The organism is Cohnella sp., from assembly GCF_041640265.1.
Taxonomy (GTDB): Bacteria; Bacillota; Bacilli; order Paenibacillales; family Paenibacillaceae; genus Cohnella.
Window position 1 is genome coordinate 143,396 of record NZ_JBEQAP010000003.1, and the last position, 22,438, is coordinate 165,833.

At 51.4% G+C, this 22,438-nt stretch carries 16 protein-coding genes and 1 pseudogene; 5 read left to right on the forward strand and 12 right to left on the reverse strand.

Going from position 1 to position 22,438, the window contains the following annotated elements; translation table 11 throughout:
* Positions 1–5: 5 nt before the first annotated feature.
* The 5 genes from ACESLK_RS03810 (at position 6) to ACESLK_RS03830 (ending at position 7,041) form a co-directional block, all read left to right on the forward strand.
* The gene (locus ACESLK_RS03810) at positions 6–1,751 is read left to right on the forward strand and encodes a sensor histidine kinase (RefSeq protein WP_372662472.1); all 1,746 of its coding nucleotides are present in this window, start codon (positions 6–8) and stop codon (positions 1,749–1,751) included.
* 123 nt (positions 1,752–1,874) lie between these two features.
* Complete coding sequence (locus ACESLK_RS03815; RefSeq protein ID WP_372662475.1) at positions 1,875–3,587, forward strand: ABC transporter substrate-binding protein; 1,713 nt, start codon at positions 1,875–1,877, stop codon at positions 3,585–3,587.
* A 113-nt stretch (positions 3,588–3,700) separates the two neighbouring features.
* Positions 3,701–4,660, forward strand: coding sequence for an ABC transporter permease (locus ACESLK_RS03820; RefSeq protein WP_372662477.1), 960 nt, complete (start codon positions 3,701–3,703; stop codon positions 4,658–4,660).
* A gap of 19 nt (positions 4,661–4,679) precedes the next feature.
* Entirely contained in the window at positions 4,680–5,591 is a 912-nt protein-coding gene (locus ACESLK_RS03825; protein ID WP_372662480.1) for a carbohydrate ABC transporter permease, read from the forward strand.
* Between the two features lie 34 nt (positions 5,592–5,625).
* On the forward strand, positions 5,626–7,041 hold the full coding sequence (locus ACESLK_RS03830; protein WP_372662740.1) for a family 43 glycosylhydrolase: 1,416 nt from the start codon (positions 5,626–5,628) through the stop codon (positions 7,039–7,041).
* A gap of 712 nt (positions 7,042–7,753) precedes the next feature.
* On the opposite strand, the pseudogene ACESLK_RS03835 reads toward ACESLK_RS03830, so the two are convergent.
* The 12 genes and pseudogenes from ACESLK_RS03835 to ACESLK_RS03890 form a co-directional block, all read right to left on the reverse strand.
* Positions 7,754–7,857, reverse strand: a pseudogene (locus ACESLK_RS03835) (family 43 glycosylhydrolase); the annotation flags it as partial.
* A 49-nt stretch (positions 7,858–7,906) separates the two neighbouring features.
* Entirely contained in the window at positions 7,907–9,427 is a 1,521-nt protein-coding gene (locus ACESLK_RS03840; RefSeq protein ID WP_372662483.1) for a glycoside hydrolase family 43 protein, read from the reverse strand.
* A gap of 14 nt (positions 9,428–9,441) precedes the next feature.
* Positions 9,442–10,482 carry an endo-1,4-beta-xylanase gene (locus ACESLK_RS03845; RefSeq protein WP_372662486.1) on the reverse strand — a complete coding sequence of 347 codons (1,041 nt, stop codon included), beginning with the start codon at positions 10,480–10,482 and terminating at the stop codon, positions 9,442–9,444.
* Between the two features lie 114 nt (positions 10,483–10,596).
* Positions 10,597–12,876, reverse strand: coding sequence for a glycoside hydrolase family 95 protein (locus tag ACESLK_RS03850; RefSeq protein ID WP_372662489.1), 2,280 nt, complete (start codon positions 12,874–12,876; stop codon positions 10,597–10,599).
* A 232-nt stretch (positions 12,877–13,108) separates the two neighbouring features.
* Positions 13,109–13,909, reverse strand: a complete 801-nt coding sequence (locus ACESLK_RS03855) for an alpha/beta hydrolase (protein ID WP_372662492.1) — start codon at positions 13,907–13,909, stop codon at positions 13,109–13,111.
* 176 nt (positions 13,910–14,085) lie between these two features.
* Positions 14,086–15,024, reverse strand: a complete 939-nt coding sequence (locus ACESLK_RS03860) for a carbohydrate ABC transporter permease (RefSeq protein WP_372662495.1) — start codon at positions 15,022–15,024, stop codon at positions 14,086–14,088.
* Positions 15,017–15,871 carry a carbohydrate ABC transporter permease gene (locus ACESLK_RS03865; protein WP_372662743.1) on the reverse strand — a complete coding sequence of 285 codons (855 nt, stop codon included), beginning with the start codon at positions 15,869–15,871 and terminating at the stop codon, positions 15,017–15,019. Before ACESLK_RS03865 ends, ACESLK_RS03860 begins: the two co-directional genes overlap by 8 nt.
* Before the next feature lie 53 nt (positions 15,872–15,924).
* Positions 15,925–18,477 (reverse strand): DUF5696 domain-containing protein, encoded by a 2,553-nt coding sequence (locus ACESLK_RS03870; protein WP_372662498.1) that lies wholly within the window; start codon positions 18,475–18,477, stop codon positions 15,925–15,927.
* Between the two features lie 16 nt (positions 18,478–18,493).
* Positions 18,494–19,126 carry a Yip1 family protein gene (locus ACESLK_RS03875; protein ID WP_372662502.1) on the reverse strand — a complete coding sequence of 211 codons (633 nt, stop codon included), beginning with the start codon at positions 19,124–19,126 and terminating at the stop codon, positions 18,494–18,496.
* Positions 19,113–20,570 carry an SMP-30/gluconolactonase/LRE family protein gene (locus ACESLK_RS03880; protein WP_372662505.1) on the reverse strand — a complete coding sequence of 486 codons (1,458 nt, stop codon included), beginning with the start codon at positions 20,568–20,570 and terminating at the stop codon, positions 19,113–19,115. Before ACESLK_RS03880 ends, ACESLK_RS03875 begins: the two co-directional genes overlap by 14 nt.
* Positions 20,571–20,586: 16 nt before the next feature.
* Positions 20,587–21,462: a carbohydrate ABC transporter permease gene (locus ACESLK_RS03885; protein WP_372662746.1), complete on the reverse strand. Its 876-nt coding sequence runs from the start codon at positions 21,460–21,462 to the stop codon at positions 20,587–20,589.
* Positions 21,463–21,464: 2 nt separating this feature from the next.
* Positions 21,465–22,421 carry a carbohydrate ABC transporter permease gene (locus tag ACESLK_RS03890; protein ID WP_372662508.1) on the reverse strand — a complete coding sequence of 319 codons (957 nt, stop codon included), beginning with the start codon at positions 22,419–22,421 and terminating at the stop codon, positions 21,465–21,467.
* Between the last annotated feature and the right edge of the window lie 17 nt (positions 22,422–22,438).

A 22,438-nucleotide genomic window follows, 5' to 3' on the forward strand; every position in this document is an offset into this window, starting at 1 on the left:
CCTTCGTGCTCAACATTCGATTGCACCATCTGAAGCTCCGAAGCAAGCTGATCCTCATCTATGTCATATGCGTGTTCATCCCGATCGTGCTGACGAACGTGATGTTCTATCATGTAACGACCATTAACATCAAGAACCAGAAGACGGCAGATGCGGAGCAAGCGCTTGCCTTATTGCAATCCGAATTACGGGCCCTTATTGACGATGCGGCAGGCATTTCTTATTTATATTCGATCGACAATCAGCTGAGCAATCTTCTGAATAGCGACCATGACTCCTACGATCGCTATGTCGAATCGCTAAGCGGCGTCTCGAGTCTGTTCAATCGCGCGGACAAGGAGTACAAGACCATCCGCTCCGTTAAGATCATGAGCGACAATCCGATGATTCTGACCTCCAGCCATATCATCAAGCTTGAGGATGACATCCGGGACACCGACTGGTATCGCCAGAGCAAACATTACAATAATTCGTATCCGCATCTGTATGTGACCTCCGACGGCATCAGCGTCATTCAAAAGCTGTCCGATCGCCGATACGAGTCTTACGAGAATGTGGTAAAAATCGACTTGAATGAAAATTACATCAAGCAAATTTTCGATTTATCCGGCTTTGAAGGCGATATTTATTTGCTGGATCCGTCCGATCAGGCGCGTTACGGCCGTCTGGCAAGCGGCGAGCCGAGCGGGCTGATCACGGCTGACCGGACATTGGGACTCGATGAAATCCCTAAGCCGAATAAGGCAATCGTCATCAGCAAGCAATATCAGGAAAATCGTTATCTGGGGAACTGGAAGGTATACGGCGTCCTGGACGAAGAGAAGATCTTGTACGATGTCCGGCAATCCGGCCGGTTCATCCTCTGGTTCGCAGGGGTTAACTTCCTTGTACCTACCATCGTCATTTTACTGTTCTCACGCTCGATCCATACCCGCATTCAAGCTATTCTGAAGCGCATGAAATCCGTAAAAGGCAAACATTTCGAACGGATTCCCTACCATCGGGAACGGGATGAAATAGGCGAACTCGCCGTGGAATACAATCGGATGAGCACGCGGATTGAAAACTTGATCAATGATGTTTATGTTTCTGAGATCCAGAAGAAAGAACTGGAGCTGCGGCAAAGGCAAGCCCAACTACACGCGCTCCATAGTCAGATCAACCCTCATTTTTTATTTAATGCACTTGAAACAATTCGGATGCGAAGTCTAATGAATGGCGAATCACAGACGGCCAAGACGATCCAGAACATGGCGAAAATCTTTCGGAAATCGATTCTTTGGAAGCGAAGCTTCGTTACGATTCGCGAGGAACTGGAGTTGATCGAATGCTTCCTAGAAATTCAAAAATATCGTTTCGACAGCAAGCTGGAGTATCATATCGAGGTCGATCAATCCGTTATGGATATTGAAATTCCTAAGATGGCATTTTTGCCATTCGTGGAAAATGCAAGTATTCATGGTATCGAGAATATACCCGGCATTGGATATATAACGATTCAGATTGCGCAAGAGAAGGAACAGATTATCTTCATCATATCGGACAATGGGGTCGGCATCGATCAAGAGAAAATCGATGAGCTTCACCGCTACTTTCACGAGGATGCTGCCATGGGCGATTCCATAGGCATGAAAAATGTCATTACTCGTCTAAAAATATATTACGGAGAATCGTTCAACTTCGCCATTGCCAGCGATCCAAATAAAGGAACGCGGATCACGCTGCGTCTTCCGATTACACAAAGAGAATGAAATCCATCAAACAAGTTCTTAACTATTCAAAGACCAATCTAAGGTTTGCTATATAACAATTATTTTCTTTTTCTTCTACACTGAAAGTGCTTACAACATTGCGAAAAAGAAAGGGGATTTGATATGCGCAAGAAAAAGTGGCTGCATACCAGCCTGGCCGTGCTAACGGCTGTAGCACTCCTCCTTGCCGGCTGCTCGTCGAATAATGGCGAAGGAGGGGAAACAAACAACAAGAACAACACGAACACCAGCACCGCGACCGACGCAAATACCGGGGAGGTCAGTAAAGACCCGGTCACCTTCAGTTCCTTCGCATTCGGAACGAATAACGACGTACTGGCAAGCGAGACCACGATCGGTAAGATACTGCAGGAGCAAACGGGCGTCGACTGGAAGATGGAGTTTGTTGTCGGAGACCCGAGCACCAAGGCTGGCGTCATGATTGCCGGCGGCGAATATCCCGATGTCATCTCTCCGGTGGGCGAGCTTGCCAAGCTCTTGGATGCAGAAGCGTATATCCCGCTTAATGATCTGATTGAGAAGCACGGTCCTAACATCAAGCGTGTTTATGGCCCTTATATGGACAAGATTACGCATGAAGACGGGAACATCTACATCCTTCCTTTTACAGCCAATATCGGCGGCTACTTGACGGAACCGGATGCGGGAAGCAACATCTGGATTCAACGCAGAGTACTGAAAGAATTCGGCTATCCGAAAGTCAAGACACTTGATCAATATTTTGATCTGATCGAGAAATATCAGGCCAAGTATCCTACCGTAGACGGCAAAGATACGATCGGCTACGCTACATTCGCAGGCGAACCTGGTCAATTCTACACGATCACGAATGCCCCTATGCATCTGGCCGGATATCCGAACGACGGCAACGTCATGGTTGACCTGGAGACGCACGAAGCTAAGCTTTATATGGGAACCGATTACGAGAAGCAATGGCTGCAATCGCTGAATGAAATGTACGTGAAAGGCTTGGTCGATCCGGAGAGCTTCACAGCTAACGGAGACCAATTCATGGCTAAGCTGACTTCCGGCCGCGTGCTCGGATTCAGCGGCTACATCTGGCAAATCGGAAATGCGATCAACAACCTGAAGACAGCCGGCAATGATGATCTGCGTTATGTATCGCTTCCAATCGTATTTGACGAGAGCATTACAGATGCCTACATGGATCCGCCTTCCTTCGTCAACAACCGCGGCCTCGGCATCAGCGTAAGCGCCAAGGATCCGGTTCGCATTATTCAATATTGGGATAATCTGCTGACGGACGAGAACCAGAAGCTTGTCCAATGGGGTGAAGAAGGCGTCACCTACTCTGTGAACGAAGAAGGCCGTTTCGTCATGAGCGAAGAGCAATTGGCTAATCGCAACGATAACGACTTCAAACGTAAGTATGGCTGGGCTTATTTCGATTATGAGTGGCCGCGGTATGGCAACAACTCGGTGTACGAGGACGGCAATGCGCATGTGCCATTCAGCCAGCCTGAAGTAGCAGACGTCAATTATACGGATGGCGATCGGGCACTGCTTGAAGCTTATGGTATAGATACATTCTCCGGTTTCTTCTCGAAGCCTGTGGAAAGACCATGGTATCCGGCCTGGAGTATCGAGAAGCCGCAAGGTTCTCCTGAAGATATCTTCAATCAGAAAGCCGGAGATCTTCAGCAGAAGTATTATCCTAAACTGGTACTCGCTTCTGCAGGACAGTTCGAATCCGTCTGGAGTGACTATCTCAAAGAGTTCGGCAAACTGGACGCTGCCGGCTTTGAGGCATTCATGACCGCCAAGGTGAAGGATCGGATCGCAGGAAAATGGTAAATGGCAGTTTCTGAATAGTAATGCAAACAAACTGGGAAAAGTGAAGCCTTTCACTTTTCCCATCTAATTATGATAGAGACAGATAAGATTGTGCCGGAAGGGAGACGGATCGGGTGGAGAAATATACCGTGCAGCTGACAGGATCGACTTCTGACGATTCGCGCCTAAGAGCCTTTTTCAAAGCATTGTCCAAGCAGAAAATGTTGATGCTGATGTCGTTGCCTTTTCTTGCGTGGGTGATCGTATTTAAATATGTTCCGCTCTGGGGCTGGACGATTGCCTTTCAAAAATACAGGCTGGGTAGAGATATTTTCGACCAGGCTTGGACGGGATTGGATAACTTCAAGTTTTTGTTTCAGGAACAACAGTTTTACCTGGTCTTGCGCAATACGCTTGTGATGAGCTCTATTAATCTTGTACTGGGATTCGTAACAGCTATTGTATTAGCGCTTCTCCTGAATGAGCTCCGCAGAATCTACTTCAAGCGGACGGTGCAGACGATCAGTTATTTGCCGCATTTCATTTCGTGGGTCGTTGCCGCTAATATCGTTCAAACGGCGCTTGCCCCGGAAGGGATTTTCAACGTATTGCTCCTCCAGTTCAATATGATCGATAAGCCCATATTGTGGCTCGGAGTCGGGGAATATTTCTGGGGAATTCTCGGCGTGACGGAAATATGGAAGAATGTCGGTTGGAATACGATTATCTACTTGGCTGCCATTACGACCATTGATCCTACTCAGTACGAAGCAGCCCAGATCGACGGCGCGTCACGCTTACAACGAATGTGGCATATTACGCTTCCAGGCATGAAGCCCGTCATTGTCATCTTGCTCATCATGAACCTGGGCCATATCCTGGAGTCCGGATTCGAGCCGCAGTACTTGCTTGGCAATGGCATGAATGTAGAATATTCGGAAAATCTTGATATATTCGTGTTGAAATACGGGATACAAATGAATAACTACGGATTGGCGACGGCAGCCGGTATGTTCAAAACCGTGGTCAGCTTCATCTTCCTTATCGTTGCCAACAACCTCGCCAAACGGCTTGGCGAAAGCAGATTGTACTAGATAGAAAGGCGGCGATACGATGTTAAAAACCAACTCAGCTCGATATTCTTCTTCGATCGGTGATAAAATTTTTGATGTATGCAATTACAGCTTCATGATTGTTTTGATCATTATCACCTTGTATCCCTTCATCAATATGTTTGCCTTGTCGTTTAACGATGCGAACGACTCCATTCGAGGCGACATCTATTTTTGGCCGCGTGAATGGACCATTCGAAATTATGAGTATGTGTTCAATGAATCCAACGTGTTCTTTGCGACCTTCATTTCCGCAGCACGGACGATCGTTGGGACAATCGTTTCCGTATTTTGTACAGCGATGCTGGCCTTTGCGATCAGCCGTCCCGAATATAAATTGAAGAAATTTGTATCCATTACCTTCATTTTTACGATGTACTTCAGCGGCGGCTTGATTCCTAGCTATCTGCTCATTAAAGAGCTCGGTATGCTGAACAGCTTCTGGGTATACATTATTCCGGGCATCATCGGCGTGTTCAATATGATTGTCATTCGATCCTTCATAGAAGGCTTGCCGGAGGGAATCATGGAATCAGCCAAAATGGACGGCGCAGGGGATCTGACCACATTTGTCCGTATTGTACTCCCACTGACCGTACCGGCTCTTGCTACAGTCTCTCTGTTCGTAGCGGTCTATCAGTGGAACTCCTGGTTTGACGTATTCCTGTATAATTCTTCAAGGCATAATCTTAGCACGCTGCAATATGAATTGATGAAGATCCTGTCCACCTCCAATACGGGCGCCTCGGCCGCTGACCAATATGCTAATGCACAAGGAAATGTACAAATGGTTACGCCGACATCGATTCGCGCTACAATGACGATCGTTGCAAGCGTGCCGATCATAATGGTCTATCCATTTCTGCAGAAGTATTTTGTCAAAGGTATGGTCGTTGGCGGAGTGAAGGGGTAAAAGAGAATCCGGGTGCCGAGGAGTGGAAAACATTATAAAGAAACAAGGCGTAAATCCTTACTTGCCGTCATGGGAGTATATTCCTGACGGAGAACCCCATGTCTTCCAGGACAGAGTCTATGTATACGGCTCGCATGACAGTTATAACGGGCATGCCTTCTGTCTGAACGATTATGTTTGTTGGTCGGCACCCGCCGATGATCTCGCGGACTGGCGGTATGAAGGCGTCATCTACGAGAAGACGGACGATCCGCTTAATCCGGACGGACGCATGTGTCTCTACGCGCCTGACGTCACTCTCGGTCCAGACGGGCGTTATTATTTGTACTATGTCCTGGATAAGGTGTCTGTCGTCTCGGTCGCGGTCTGCGATACACCGGCCGGCAAGTACGAGTTCTACGGATATGTACGGTACGCCGATGGAACGCGCTTGGGCGACCGAGAGGGCGACCAGCCGCAATTCGATCCTGGCGTCCTGACGGAAGATGACCTCACTTACCTGTATACCGGGTTCTGTGCGATCGGCGACAAGTCGCGCAATGGCGCTATGGCCACGGTAATCGGGCCGGATATGCTTACAATTGTTGAAGAACCAGTGTTCATCGTGCCCAGCGAGCCGTACAGCATGGGATCCGGCTTCGAAGGACATGCGTTTTTCGAAGCACCATCCATCCGTAAGCTAGGCGATACGTATTATTTCGTCTATTCCTCGGTCGTCATGCACGAGCTGTGCTACGCGACCAGCAAGTATCCGACGAGCGGCTTCGCGTACCGCGGCATCATCGTCAGCAACAACGACTTGCATATCGATACGTACAAGCCGGCGAACAAGCCCATGTACTACGGCGGCAACAATCACGGGGGCATGGTGGAAGCGAACGGGCAATGGTACATCTTCTATCACCGTCATACGAACGGCACGAGCTTCAGCCGCCAGGGCTGCATCGAACCGATCACGATCCAGGAGGACGGCACCATTCCGCAAGCGGAGATCACGACAAGCGGTCCGAACGGCGGCCCGCTCGTCGGCCGAGGCGAGTATCCGGCATATCTGGCCTGCCACCTGTTCACGAATACGGATGAGTACTATACGGGCACGCACGGCGCGTGGATGGACGGCCGATTCCCGAAAATTACGCAAGACGGCAAGGACGGGGACGAAGAGGTCGGTTACATCGCGAATATGCGGGATTCCGCAACGGCGGGGTTCAAGTATTTTCAATGCGAAGGCGTGAAACGCGTCAAGATCAAGACTCGCGGTTATGCCCGAGGCAGCTTCGAGGTTAAGACGGCATGGAACGGTCCTTCGCTCGGATTGATTCCGGTCGACTTCACGAACGTATGGACGACGTATGCGGCCGACATCGCCGTTCCGGACGGCGTTCAAGCCTTATATTTCAAGTATACGGGCATCGGTAACGCAAGTCTGGCCTCGTTCACGTTGGAATAGCCGGCTCACCGACCTCAAAAAGCGTTGTTTTATAAGTAACGATCGGGGGGGCTGTCCCAAGAGTGTCTAGGTTCACTACATGAAAACACGTTTATCAAGAATCCTGTTTACTACTCTTGACGGTGTATAAGAGAATTTGAGGTAAAAGTGCTGCTAATTTCATGAGTTCAACCGATAATTCTTGATTTACTTGCTTTCTTACCACTATTTCGTCGTCGAAACTCTGATTCGATGAAAATGGAGTTTGTTAGTAGCACTATTGCCACTAGTTGAACCAGAATGAGAGATAGGAAATGATTTAGCAGTAGTTTTTCCGCTATATCGGGGGTATCCTTAGGAATAGTACAGAGCTTCGGGTTTTACTTACTGACGAGGGGAATGTAATCCGGCATTATTATATTCAGCAGCAAAATAAGAGGCTGTCCCAAAAGTCAAAACTTTTGAGCAGCTTCTTTCTTTTATATCGATTCTGTTTTTTGCGGGGATGTATACCCTTCTTTTTTTATCGATTTAGTAAGAAAAAGTGCACTTGAAATCACAAAAAGAAACCGCTTCCCCAAAATCACCTGATTCGCGTTGTCAATGCTGCTGTGAATCGGCTGGACGACAAGATCTTCGCTTCGGCATACCCTGGAGGCGGCTGAGTTAGCTATCATCCTAAAATGCTCACCAAAAAGCAATGTCCGATCTGCTTCCAGTTCACGAGATCTTAGCTGTGAAAGAGCGGAACTCCCGGGAAATACTCGAAGGAACTGGTCACCAGGTAATAATCGTCGCCAAGTCTGCAGACGTCGGGTCAGAATGGAAGCCGCTAATAACCGGATTGCGCTAAGTCATTGGGCACAATTGGGTCCTTTGCATCGTATTATATAGACAAACTCTCCAGCTTAGCATAGCGGAAATAATCGAAATCAACAAACCCGCCACTTTGCTTGGATGCATAATTGAACAACCCGATTCGATAGCCCATAAAATGATCCAATGTGTACCGCATCTGCAGCGGCCGACCGATTGGATTCCATGTTTCCCCGTTCTCGGAATAATAGAAATGGGCAATATCGATGTTGTCCACGAAATTGAAGTCGATTCTGAGGTGAATCCAGCTGGCCTCGTATCGAATGCGATCGACCGCTTCTTCGCCTCCGTCTTGTTTAATGCACATCGTCACGTAGCTGTCACCGTTGTCCGCGACCTGAATGCCGACGGTTCCGAAGTTGCTCTGCAAGGCGACCAGCCCGGCATGGTCGCCCGGCTTCATGCCGGACAAATCCATCACTGTCGCTCCGATGCATTTCGGACCTTCCGTTCGCTGCGTTATCGTATTGCGGGCATATTCGACGCTGCGGGCGATTTGTCCCGTCGTGAGGCGTAGGAAGCCCGGACGTACCGTTACGGACCAAAGCCGGTTGTCAGGGTTATGGTTCCACTGCCAGTTCAATACCAGCTTGTTCACTACGTAATCGAACTCGTCGCTGATGACTAGCGGCTTAGGCACCGAAATCGGCAACGGCAGCTTGAACGTTTGCGGCGCTTTGCCTTCAATGCCGAGCATTGGCCAATCCTGTTCCCAGACAACGGGAACGACGCAAGGAATTCGGCCGACGGAACCGTGATCCTTGAAAAGCACCGCGTACCATTCGCCCGACGGCGTATCGACGATGCCGCCTTGCGCGACACCATTATTGAAATAGCCCATGTCGTCGTCGAGAACGATTTTATTCTCGTAAGGTCCGAGAAGCTCTCGCGAACGATAGACGTTCACTCTTCGACGCCTGTTGCCGACGCGCGGCCAATCGATGAAGAACAAGTAATAGTAGCCGTTAACCTTATAGGCGTGACAGCCTTCGCATCGCAGCCCTATGCCGTCGCGCTCCGTCTCGAAAAGTAGCTGGTCAAGACCTCCCGATTTGCGCGCGGTCACGTCTTCGGTCATCTCGGTAATGCGGATAGCACCGTTGCCATGAAAAACGAAGACGCGTCCGTTGTCGAACAGCAAGGCCGGATCGTGATGAAGCCCTTTAATGACGGAACGTTCCCACCGTCCGTTCTCGATATCTGCCGTCTGGTATACGTAAAACTGCTGCATGTCGTTGCTCGAGAAGCATACATAGAATATCCCGTCATGATAACGCAAGCTTGTCGCCCAAGAGCCTTTGCCGTAAATGCCCTTCCCGTCCAACAAGTTGTGAGCATCGTTATCCTCGAACGTATCGTATAGGTAGTTCACGATCTCCCAGTTCATCAAGTTCTCCGATTTCATGATGGGACATCCCGGCATCGAATGCATGCTCGTACTGACCATGTAGTAAGTGCTCCCCACCCGGATGACGCTCGGATCAGGGACATCAGCCCATATTATTGGGTTTGTGATTGTCGTTGTGTTCATCTCGACCTCTCCTTTCATGAACGCGCCGTGTCGATGACATCCCAGAACGATTGTTTCGGGCGATGCTTCTCGTCGAACAGAAACGGCCAGTTTTTGCGACCGCGCACCGGAAAATGATCCAACCAGGTATAATCGTCGGCCGCTCCCCAGAAGGTCACGGAATGAATATGTTCGCTATATTCCTTGAAGAGCTGGAAAAACTGCTGATATCGCTCCGCCTGTCTTGCAAGCATCTCATCCGTCGGTTCCGTTAGATCGGTTCGACGATCCTCAAACTGGAAAACAGATACATCCAACTCCGTGATGTGCAGCTTCATGCCGAGGCTCGCATACCGTTCGATGGCTTGGCGAATCTCGTCGATGGTCGGATGCTCCAGGTTCCAGTGAGCCTGAAGCCCGACGCCATGAATGGGCGCGCCCTTCTCCTTCAGCGATCGGACCAGGGTATAGATTTTCTCTCTCTTCTCGGGCACCGACTCGTTATAATCGTTATAGAAGAGCAGCGCCTTCGGATCAGCCGCATGGGCAAATTCGAATGCGCTGGCAATAAAGTCCTCGCCGGCGATATCGAGCCACTTGGACGGACGAAGCAGCTCCCCGCTATTGTCGGAGACCGCTTCATTCACTACATCCCACGCGTAGATAATCCCCTTGTACCGCGATACGACTGTCTCAATATGGGCTTGCATTCGCGCGAGCAGCGTCTCGCGGTCAACCGCGCTGCCGTCCCGGTTCTCGAACATCCACTTAGGAGTCTGATTATGCCACACGAGGGTATGGCCTCTAACCCCCATTCCATTCGTAGCCGCAAAATCGACCAATCGGTCCGCGACCGCGAACGTATACTTGCCCTCGACAGGCTGCAAGCTTTCGAACTTCATTTCATTCTCGGCCGTTATGTTGTTGAAGTGATGCTTTAGCAGCTCCGACTGCGTATCCAACGTAATCGGGTTTACTGCCGCGCCGATCCGGAAGCGCTGCTTGAAGGCTTCATGCAGCTTCGGAATGTCATCCGAATGGTCCTGTTTCGTCACTATGATCTGCCTCCTATCCATTATTAATCAAACGTGTACTGCTCGCCCCTTGCAACAACAACCCTCTAATGATTGGCTTAATCACCTGTTAAATTATAGGTTCATGATGATCGCAAACGAAAGCCGGTCGTTGACTTATCCGATCGCTTCGCCTGAGAACGTATAGCTTTGTCCCGCCTCCGCGTGGAATTCAACGACGTCCGCACCGATTACCCGAATGCGGCACATTCCGGTACGTGCGGCGGTGATCACGGCCTGCAGGAGCCGTCCTTGCGCCCAAACCATGTCCACCGTATAGCCGCCTCGGGCCCGAAGGCCGCGAACGCGGCCATTGCCCCATGCCGCCGGCCATGCAGGAAGCAGATGGAGCACGCCCGAATGACTTTGCAGCAACATCTCGGCGATCCCGGCCGTCCCGCCGAAGTTCCCGTCGATCTGAAACGGCGGATGGTTATCGAGCAAGTTGGGCAGTGTGGATTGGGCGAGCAGCGCTCGTACGTTCTCATGAGCCTTGTCCGCATCCCGAAGGCGCGCCCAGAAGTTGATAATCCATGCTCGGCTCCAGCCGGTATGCCCGCCCCCGTGTGCCAATCGTCTCTCGAGGGTAACCCTCGCGGCGGCAGCCAAACCCGGCGTCTTCTCCGGCGTAAACTGCTCCCCGGGATACAGCCCGAACAAGTGGGAGATGTGCCGGTGCCCGGGCTCCGCTTCCTCGTAATCCTCCATCCACTCCTGGATCTGACCGTGCCTGCCGATGGCTGGCTGCGGGAGCCTGTTCAAGGCGGTTACCAGCTCCCCGCTGAACCGCTCGTCGATCTTAAGGATTCGGGCGCTTTCTATGCAGGCGTCGAACAGGGCTCGGATGATTTGGAAATCCATCGAGGCGCCTGCGCACAGAACTCCGGACTCGCCGCCCGGCAGCACGTAAGTATTCTCAGGAGATACCGAGGGACAAGTAACCAGTTGTCCGTCTTCCCCTTCGATCATATAGTCCAATAAAAATCGTGCCGCTTCCTCTAAAGTCGGATAGACCTCTGTCAAGAAAGTCTCGTCTCTGCCGAATTCGTAATGTTCCCAGAGATGAAGACAGAGCCAGGCCGCGCCCATCGGCCAGAAGGTCGCGGGCGGAACCGTATCCTGCGGAGCCGTGTCTGCCCATAGATCCGTGTTGTGATGCGCGGTAAACCCGCGGCACCCGTACATGACCGCCGCCGTCACAGTTCCCGGTTCTCGCATTCTTTCGATCATATCAAACAGGGGAAGGTGACACTCCGCCAAATTGCAATTTTCTGCCAGCCAGTAATTCATCTGGGTATTGATATTAATCGTGAACTTGCTGTCCCACGGCGGCAGAAAATGGGGATTCCAGATTCCCTGAAGATTCGCCGGCAGCGACCCCGGACGACTGGAGGAGATGAGAAGATAACGTCCGAATTGAAAGTATAAGGACACAAGCCCCGGATCTTCCTGACCTTGTCCGATTCCCGCTAGTCTCTCGTCCGTGGCAAGCCCATCCTTGTTACCGTTCGGATTCTCGATCTCCAGCTCCACGCGGTCGAAGAAGGAACGGTAATCCGACACATGCCGCTCGAGCAGCTCCGCGAACGATTTCCTCGTTGCGGATTCGATTACGGTCTTGCTCGCTTGCTCCGGGTCCGGCGAACGGAAAGTCGTGCTTGCCGCTATGAAGAGGGTAACCTCGTCAGCCTGATCGACCAGCAAATATTCCCCGATCGTGCGGCAGCTTCCCCCTCTCGCAACGGCCTTCATTACGGCACGGAATGCGACTCCGCCTTCCCCGCCGCCGTTCCCTGACATCATGAACCCATCTGACCCCCACGATTCGATTCCGTCCAGATACCTATACCGCTGGCGGTCCCATCTTGCCCGGAAGGTCAACCGCCCTGGTTGATCCGCCGTCAGCCGAATGACGATGACTTGATCCGGGTAACTGGCGAACGCTTCGCGGGTGTAGCGAACCCCTTCTTGCATATAGGAGATTCTTACCATCCCGCTTTGCAAATCCAGCTCCCTTCTGTAGTCCACGGGAGAAGAATCGGACGATGCAAAACAGAGCTGCAGATCGCCCAAAGGCGCATAATGCCGTTGCGATTCGGGAATTCCCGACATGGCCATGCATGCCAGCTCCTGGGCTTCCTGAGGCTTTCCTGTTAGAATCAGCTCCCTGATCTTGGGGAGATTCGGAAGGGCATCCCGATTGTTGCGGTCCCTCGGTCCCCCATACCACAACGAATCCTCGTTCAATTGGAATCGTTCGTTATTCACGGCTCCGAACACCATGGCACCTAGACGTCCGTTGCCGATCGGCAGCGCTTCGTTCCAGTCCTTGGCCGACTGTTTATACCAGAGTCGTTGACGCCTTGCAGCCTCATTCATTTCGCCTTCACCTTCCATTCCGTGTGGATTTAATCCAACAAAGACAAGCTCAATCCAAATGTATCGACCTTGACCGGCGGCCGCAACCTGTCATACTATAGGTGTTTCGAGAACATGCGCCATACGGCTTGCGACATGAATCGGACCCGCGGCTGCCGATTCCGCGGGTCCGACCTTTGCACAATAAGCTTATAATACCCTTGCACGTAACTTATTTAAATAATATCTAACTTAAGCTATTCAGTTCTTCCTATCCTTCCAACACACGATCACCTGAAGCCCGCTCCAACGCATCGCGGACCGTCTCGATCCAGAATTCCCAGGTATGGCCTCCCGGTCCTTCATAATACGTATGCTCGACCTGCTCTTGTTTCATATAATGGTGGAAACGGCGGTTCACGTCCAACAAGAAGTCCTCGGTGCCACAGGACATATAGATCTGCGGAATCGCCGAATTCGTCTCCTTCAGCCGAAGGATCAACGCCTCCGGATCTTTATCGCTGCCGAGCAATCGGTCAAGATCGCCGAAGACACTCCTGTAGTAGTCATAGCCTTCGATCCCGTTATGATAACCCGGCTTGATGTTCGCAATCGTGTACGGAATGAGCGCCGATGACAATGCGATTATTCGGCCGAATCGCTCCGCACATTTCAATCCGTTCCGAATCGCTCCGTAACCGCCCATGGATAAGCCGCCGATCCAAGTGTCCTCGCGGTCGCGGGAGAGCGGAAACATCCGGCGGGTAAACTCCACAAGCTCGTTCCCGGTGTATTCCCCCCACATCTCGCCTTTCCCCTCGTCGTCCAGGTAGAAGCGATCCGCTCCCGAGGGCATAAAGACGGCAACGTTATACTGATCCGATAATTCTCGGATTGGCGAGGAGTTGATCCAATCCGTATGGCTGCCGGTATAACCGTGAAGAAGGTACAATGCCTTCAGCGGCTTGATGGCCCCCGCCGACTCTTCCAAATCATCTATCGGCAACAACGCGGTGAACGTCACTTCTCTTCGCATGCATTTCGAAAAGTAGCTCACTTGCAATAAGGCCATCTTCGTCACTCTCCTAGTGAATAATCGTCTTTCCTCTGAAGCAAAACCGCGCTCCTACAGCACTTCCTCCAGCTGCCTCCGGCTATGGGCGTCCAGCGCCCTCCAATCGGCGATTTCGCAGCGCCCCAAAACCAAAATAGGGAGGAGCCTTCCTTCACTTGTTCATTTCGGATTCATTAACCAACAATCCCCGTGCGCTCAACGCTTTCGACGAAGTAACGCTGTACGAATATATACATCAGAACAAGCGGCACGATGGCGAGCAGCATGCCCGTATCCAGCACCATGCTCTGATAGAACGGATCCGCTCCGGAAGAGACGCCGTCGCTCAGCATAATCCTCAGATTGTAAGGCAGCGAAGATAGCTGAATCGACATGACCTTGCTTGTCGTCAAGTACGTCGTCGTGTAGAAGCTGTCGTTCCATTGCCATACGAATGAGAAGAGCAGCACGGTCACGATGGCAGGAAGCGCGTTAGGCAGCATAATTCTGGTGAATGTCTTGCTGACGCCGGCGCCATCGATATAGGCGGCTTCCTCGACTTCCTTCGGTATGCCCCTGAAAAATTGCCGGAAGATGAAGATATAGAGTCCCGCCTTCATCGAATTCGCCGTCAAGGACGTGAGAATAAACGGCCAATGCGTATTGAGCATATTCAAGTCCTTCAGGTTCAAGTACACGGGAATGAGAATCGTCGTCGGCGGCACGAGGATCGTCAGGATGACTCCCATGAACAGCAAATTGCTTCCTTTGAATTTCAACCGGGCAAATCCGTAACCCGCGAACGCGCACGAAATCGCGGTCAGAACCGTCGTCATCGCCGACAGGGTGAACGTATTGCCCAGTGTCGTCCAATAGTCCATTATCCTAATGGCCTGCTTGAAATTATCCCATGTATAATGCTCGGGAACCCAGATCACGATCGGCGAATACAGATCGGATTTGTCCTTGATCGCCGTGGCGATCTTCTGGAGAATAGGATAGATGATCACGAACGACAGACCCAGGATTAGACCGAGCCGCACGCAAGACCAAAGCCCTCTTTTCCAGGATTGGAACGATAGTAATCGGGCCAACAGCCAGGTAGCCAACGTACTCATATTCGCTCTAATCATAGTAGAACACCTTCCTAGAAATCAGATAGGAGCTGATCAGCAGGATCAGGGACACTGCCAGGAAGTAGATCCACGCCATCGCGGAGCTAAGCCCGAAGTTAAACGCAGTGAACCCGGTTTCCCGGATCAAGTCCGTCATGGCGTTCCTCGAGAACGAATCGATGATCGTGTAAATGACGTTCACCAGAATGAGCGGGCTGACCATTGGGAACGTGATTTTCCAGAACGCTTCGTACCCGGTTGCGCCCTCCATCTTGGAAGCCTCGTACAGCTGCGGCGATATCGTCTGAATGCCCGCCAGGAAAATGAGAATTTGTACGCCCGATTGGCTTACGATCTGATAGATGCGGTCTACGGCTCCCGTCAAATAATTGATGATGATTTCGTTAGCGCCCGCATCTTCCATCATCATCGCCAGCTCGAAGCTGCCCAGCCCGCCAACGATAGGGCCGCCTGCATTGGTGTCGTTGATCGCTTGAACCAAGCTTGTGCTGTCCAGCGCCATGATGACACCGGAAGCGAGAATGACCGGCAGGAAGAAGATCGCTCGCGCTAACGTTCTTCCGATAAATTTCTGATTCAGCAGCACCGCCAGAAACAAGCTGAAGATAACGATCAAAGGCACATTAACGACCATGTTCGTGATCGATTCCGTCAGGATGCGGTTGAAGCTCGTATTGACCGTTAACGCTTCCGTGTAGTTCTTGAATCCGATGAAATTAACAATGATGCCGTTGGAATTGGCTTCAACCGAACTCAAGCTGAATCGCAGCGAAGAGATCAAAGGCACGAAGAAAAAGAAGATAAAGCCTAACAGCCATGGCAAGACGTAGATAAAGCCCCACATTGCTTTCTTCTGCGCATAGGTCCTCTCGCTTAAGCGGAGCTTCGGAAGGAATTTCAAGATTGCTCACCACCCGTTAGATAGCTTTCGGCTTCGATCGTCTTGCCATCGACCTGAGCTTGCGAACCGTTATAGTTCACCATGACGTACGTTCCGTTCTCGTAGACGGTTTTGAATACGCCCTCGCTCAGCTTCTCGTGCGAAATCATCCGCTGGCCTTGGACGCTGCCCAGTACCCCGTTCACTTCCTTGTAGATTTCTGCGGCTTGATCGATCCATAGCTCGTAATTCACGGCGTACAGCCTATCGTAATCCGTATCATTCACCTTATAGTTCGGTTCATAGATCCACTCGAAGTACACGCCCGCACCGTATTCAAGACATTTGAGCACGTACTGTCTAACATCGTTATAGGTGGATAGATTGAACGGCGTGCCCGTATAGTCGATATAGCCATGGATAACCATTTGATAGAACGGAACTTCTTCGTCCTCGAGCTTGAACCGGCTATATGACATCGGCGCGTCCGTAATGTCCGTCAAGTACGGAAGCGTAAATTCGTTGCCTCCGTTGCCCATGATCTCCAGCTTGTCGCCGAGCAGCTTGTCGAGAGCTTGGGTCGATAACCCTTGGGACTTCACCCGGTCGATTTGTTTATTTTCCCGATAATCGCTGTTCAAGGAATCGGTCATATCCCGCAGCGAAATGCCGCTGGCCTTAAAGTCGCGCAAGCTCTCCAGCACCGTGTCCACATACGATCCGATAAGCCGAGGCGATACGACGTAGGAAGGCGGTTTATTACGATCCCGTCGATTCGTAGCCAAGTTTATCGGGAACAGCATGGCAGGTTCGTCCCTGAGCGTTCTCGAGGCATCGTCTGCTTGGTCGAAGTTTTCGCCCGAGTTGGCGACAAGAAAGGCGACGTCCGGGAAGAAGGAAACGCCTTTCTCTTTCGCGAACGACGCGAAATCCTTAAACCCTTTGCTCCCGCCGACGGCTTTGTCGACCGATACGTGATCCGGAACTTCGTGATCGAGCCCTTCGTTGAACCAGCCGGCGAATTTGACCTTCAGGTTGCGAATATCGCGCTGTTGCGCCTCCGTGACGATGCTTTGCGCCTGATCGAACGTCGTAAGCGACTCGAGCGCGTCGTAAGGTATACCGGCGAAGTGTTTCTGCTTGGAGATGCTGCCAACCAACTGTAAGTAGAACGGAACGTCCTTCTTCTCAGCCCTCGTCTCCGTCTGCGGAAGTCCGTTCTTCTTAAGCAGATATTGCTGGTAATACTTCGCCATGCCCGAGACGGAGGCATCTTCTCCGCTCAGGAAGGCGTATCGTACCGTGTAATCCGTCTTCATCGGATTTTCTTGGAATTTCGGCAGCGAACGCTGCTGTTCGTTCGCAAACAAGGTGACCTCATCCTTATTGATCACATAGAAGCTCGGATACACGTTGTTGTAGCTGTTCAGTCTGCCGGCGACGTCCGCGTTGATCGTTGCCGCCGCCGCGCCTTCCTCGATGATGCCGAGGAACGCTTGGCCTTCCCTGACCATTCCGAATACCGGCAGTCTAACGTTTTGCTCCCTCGAGGCGTCTTCGGTCCGGTCAATCGTCTGGTCTGACCCGTATACGAGCTGCTGGTAGGCCGGATATCTGGTTTTACCATTGTTGAAGCGGATGAGCGCTCCCGAGCCATCCGGTACAAAAATCGAGCCTTCCGCATCAGATCCTCCCGCGCCGAAGAAGCGTAGCATGGAAACCATGTTCACTGGATATTCCTCGGGATAATAGATGCTGGAGACGGGGATTTTGGCGATAAGACTATCGACATCCAAGGTATACTCGATCGAAGCCTGGAAAATCCGCGGCTCCGGCTTCGTCAGATCCATATTCAGTTCGGCCGCATCTTTCATCAGATCCTCTTCCGTATAACCCGCGGTCTCGAGCGCTTTGAGCGCCCGCACCAGTTGGATCCCTGTCAGCGCTGCGTCGTTTCGGACGTACACCGATTTCTCCTTATCCTCCTTATAGGAGATACTCAGCGCGCGTTGGCCCGCCTTATCTAATTTGCTCAACACTTCCTCAAACCGGGCTTTGCTGAACATAGGAGGCATGTCTTCGAACGTTTTTTGGGCCGTTCCGAAATGATAGGACGCCCTGACGCCGTTCGGTATAGCTTCGAATTTGATCTGCTTATATGCCACGCTGTCCGTGTACGTATTGATCGAACTGATCTGGCCGAGATTATTGTAGAAATCCATCTTGATTTGAGAGGACAACAAATCTTTGTTAACCCCCGACGCGAACGAATCCGACTCCCGTTCGGGCGGGTTGCTGTACCAGATCGCACCGGTATTCTTGTTCAGAACGGCAACGGAGCCTGATGCTTCGTCGACGAACAAACGCAGCCGATCGTTCTCGGCGACGCCTTTCATGTTAGCAACTCGAGCATCCGTGAAGGAAGCGCTCAATGCTTTGCCCGGCGTAAAGGCCGTCACGGCCAAACCGCTCTCTTGCGTTGTATTGTCCGATACGGAATCGCTGCATCCTGCAACGAGAATGAGGACCGCGCAGCACGCGATTAGCAGCGCCTTACTGGCCAACCTCATGGGTATGCCTCCTTCCTTAGCTTCTCAAGGAAATCTCTTGGGATATCGTATAGACGAAGCTTACAATTTGCTGGATCAGACTAAAGAACAATAGGCACAAGAACGCCATGAATGCCATCGTCACGACGGTCAATAGAATCGTCCACACCGTCTTGACCGGCGTATATTGATGTACTGTCATGTTTCCGACGAATAAGAGGGACACGAACCAAATGGTCGCGAAGCTGCCGGAAAAATGATAAAAGGACGCCTCTTGCAGCGAAATATAATTACTGAGCAACACCCAAGGCAAGTTAATGATGACGATAGGAGTCATCGCATAGCATGTCGAGACGAAGATCTCGACGAATCTCCCTTCTCCGTCCATAAGCGTCGTAAGCGACCAGTTGGCCACGCACCAGAACAATACGGGTATAACCACGTACAGGATTTCCATGATGCTGTTCATGTCGTCCGAATCGGAAAGGTTGACCACGAATCCGCTGTACTGACTCTGCAAGATGTTCGTAACAACCATCAAGAGCAGTATGGCGAAGGAAACGACGAGGCTCGTCTTCCGGCTGTGTTCGTATTTCAAATCCCAAAAACCCTTAAAGGGATGCACGATGAGATGAAAAGGGAATTTATACTCTCTGCTAAGCGGCGACAACTTTCTTTCCCCCTTTCGCTTTCCGGTATCTTCTCCACAGGTATAGGCATGCAACGAGCACGATCAAGCCGGCTGAGATCTCGGTAAAGTGATCCCGAAGCACTTGCTTGCGGTAGAGAAGAAACGCCTTCGAGTAATTTTTCTGATCCAAGCTTCGTTTGAAGTAATCCATTGCCTCGGCGTAGTAGCCTTGACGAAGCTTCGCTTTGCCGATTCCCGAATAGGCGAAATCCAAGTTCGCGTTCATTTGGGTCGTCTTATCGTACAACCGGTTCGCCTGCTCCTCGTCGCCTTTGTAATAGCTTCTGACCGCTTCGTTGAGCGCTCGGCCGTACTCCGTCGTTTCGAATACCGTAATTTCTCCCAGGGCCTTATCCAGCACGAGGAAGTCGTCCCCGATCCGATCGAAGGCCACCGGTGTATTGAATTCGCCAAGCTGGTTGCCAAGCTCACCGAACACGTACATTAGATACCCGTCGCCGTTGTACGTGAGGATGCGTCCTCTCTTGACATCGAGAACCGAGTAGATATCGCTGTCCGTGACATCAATATCTGTGAGCCTCGGGCTGCCGACGTAGGAACTGATCCAGACATCGCCCCCCGGGTCGAAATACCCTTCTCTTCTCAGAATATCGTTGCCGTGCGCGTTCAGCTTCTTTACGTCATCGTTCCCTTGTCCGTTCGTGGCATAGATGAAGCCTTGATCGTCGATATCGAGATTCGTAAATTCCGTAGGAATGAACATCACCATCTGGCTCTTCTGCGCCTTTGTCGACAGCATCTTCCAGAAGCGCTCGGCCGGACTGAATTGTACTTTATTGGCGCCAATGAAAGAAGTAAAGGTGCCGTCGGCGCTGAATTCCATGAATCCGTCGAAAACGCCTGTCGCCATCGTGTAGATCCGCTGCGCCTTGTCAACGGCTAACCGAACCGGCTGAAATTGGAAGTCGTCCGGCAGCGACTCTGACTCCGGGGAATCGACGATCTGGACCAGCTTGCCTTCCGGATCGAGATGGACGATTCTTTGGTTCCCCGTATCGGCCACGTACACTTGACCGTTATCCGTTACGAACAGGCCTTGCGGGTTGTTGAACGTATCCGCTTGCCCTTCACGGTTGAAAGAATCGATCGTTCCGACGAGCTTGAATTGTTCATCCAAGACGACAATCCGGTTGTTGCCGGAGTCCATCACGTAGAGGTGCTTATCCGCCGTGACATGAAGATCGGCGGGCTCTTTGAACGCGCCTACGCCCAGCTTCTCGCCGGTCCACAGCGTCGTCGCCTGGTAAGCCGAAGGCGAAGCGACCGGATTTCCCCGAGCGGAATAATTATAGGAACCGCCGCTCTCGTCGGCGTAGACAGCATTGCCGCCTATGCTGACGCCAAGCAAGCCGCATAACGCAACGAGGATGTATACTTTCACTTTTTTCAAGTTTTTCGACATCGTGCACACCTCCTTTCTACTCTTTCATCCCGGAAGTCGCCATCGTCTGAATGACGCTGCTCTGGGAGATGATGAAGAGCGTGATCGGAACGATCATCAGCATCAGTGCGACCGCCGCTCCGACGCCCGCTCGGGCGATCCCTCCCTGAATGATCTGTCCGAGCGCATAGTGAAGCGTCTTTAGATCCTCGCTGTAGATGAAATTGCCGCCATCGCTTCCCCACAGAATAGGGAACTGCAAAATCATCAGCGTTAACCACGCGGGCTTCACGTTCGGCATTACGATCGTCCAATAGATCCGGTACTCGTCAGCTCCGTCAATCTTGGCCGCCTCCAAGAGCGCGTCCGGTATTTGCTCCATGAATTGCTTCATCAGAAACAGCCCAAGCGAGAAAGCGAGCGACGGCACAATGATCGAAGCGTGCGTATTGATCCATCCTAGCCAGGACATCACCATATAGTTTGGAATAGAGGTAACCGCCACTGAGAACATCAAGGATAATACGACGATATTAAAGAGCATTTTGGAGCCCGGGAACCGGTATTTCGCCAGCGGGTAAGCAGCGGCTGACGCGAGCAGAATATGTCCCATGGTACCGACTACCGTAATGAACAGCGTATTGGCGATATAACGGGAGAGCGGTACCCACGAATTTCCCATTAGCGCCAACAAGTCGTAGAAGTTATCCGTGGTCGGATTGTTCACGAACATGCGCGGAGGGAAGATAAACAGCTCGTCAAGCGGCTTAAAAGCATTGTTCACCGCAAAAATTAACGGCAGCGCCATGAAGCAACCGAATACGGCCAGGAGCAGGAACAGCAAAAAGCTGACGGTAAAAGAGCGATTGAGCTTTCTCGATAGCCGAAAGCCCGAGAGCAATTTGACGCCCAACGTCACTCACCTACCCTTCTCAGCAATTTTTGCGTCAGCATGTTAGCCCCGATCATCATGAGGAAGAGCACCGTAGCGATCGCGGATGCGTATCCCATCTCGAAACGAATCGTGCCATAGTCGATCAAATGGGTAACGATGGTATGCCCCGCGTAGTTGACGCTCGGGAAGCCCGCCAGGGCGATCGAAACGTCGGCGACCGCGAACGATGCGGTAATCTGCATAACGGCGCCGAACATCAGCTGCGGCCTCATGGAAGGCAGCGTGATGTACCACAACTCCTGCCACCGGTTCTTGATTCCGTCCATCGCGCCGGCTTCGACCAGCGATTTGTCTATCGTCTGCAGGCCCGCAATAAAGGCCAGGAAGCTCGTACCGAGACTAAGCCACAGCTGGACGATGATAATGATGGGAAGAATATACTTTTCGGTCGTTAACCATAGAATCGGTTCCAATTTAAATCCATATTTCATTAGAAAACCGTTCAAATAGCCGTACCTGTCTCCCGAGAAAACGATCAGCCAAATGAAAAACACGTTCCCCGCAATCGACGGCGCATAGAAGACCAACGTCATGAAGGCGCGTACTTTCGGCGACAGCTCGTTAATGATCCACGCGAACAGAAAACAGGCGATATAGCTGATCGGACCGGTGATAAGCGCGAACAATAACGTATTTTTCAACGCGATCATGAACACGTCATCGTCCAGCAGCAGCCTGGAGTAGTTTTGCAGCCCGACGAATCGCGGAAACTCGAGCATATTAAAGTAAGTGAAGCTCAAGATTAACGAGAAAACGACGGGAATGACGGTAAAGGTGAAGAAAATGAGCATGTAGGGACTCATCAAGAGGTAATGATGCTTGCTTTTCTTCATTTCCTTCCACTTCAGCGCCAAGCGCGATGGCTTATTCGTATGGATGAGGTTCGGTACGGTAGGACGCGATGTTTCGGCTTGCATCGTCTTTCACCCCCATG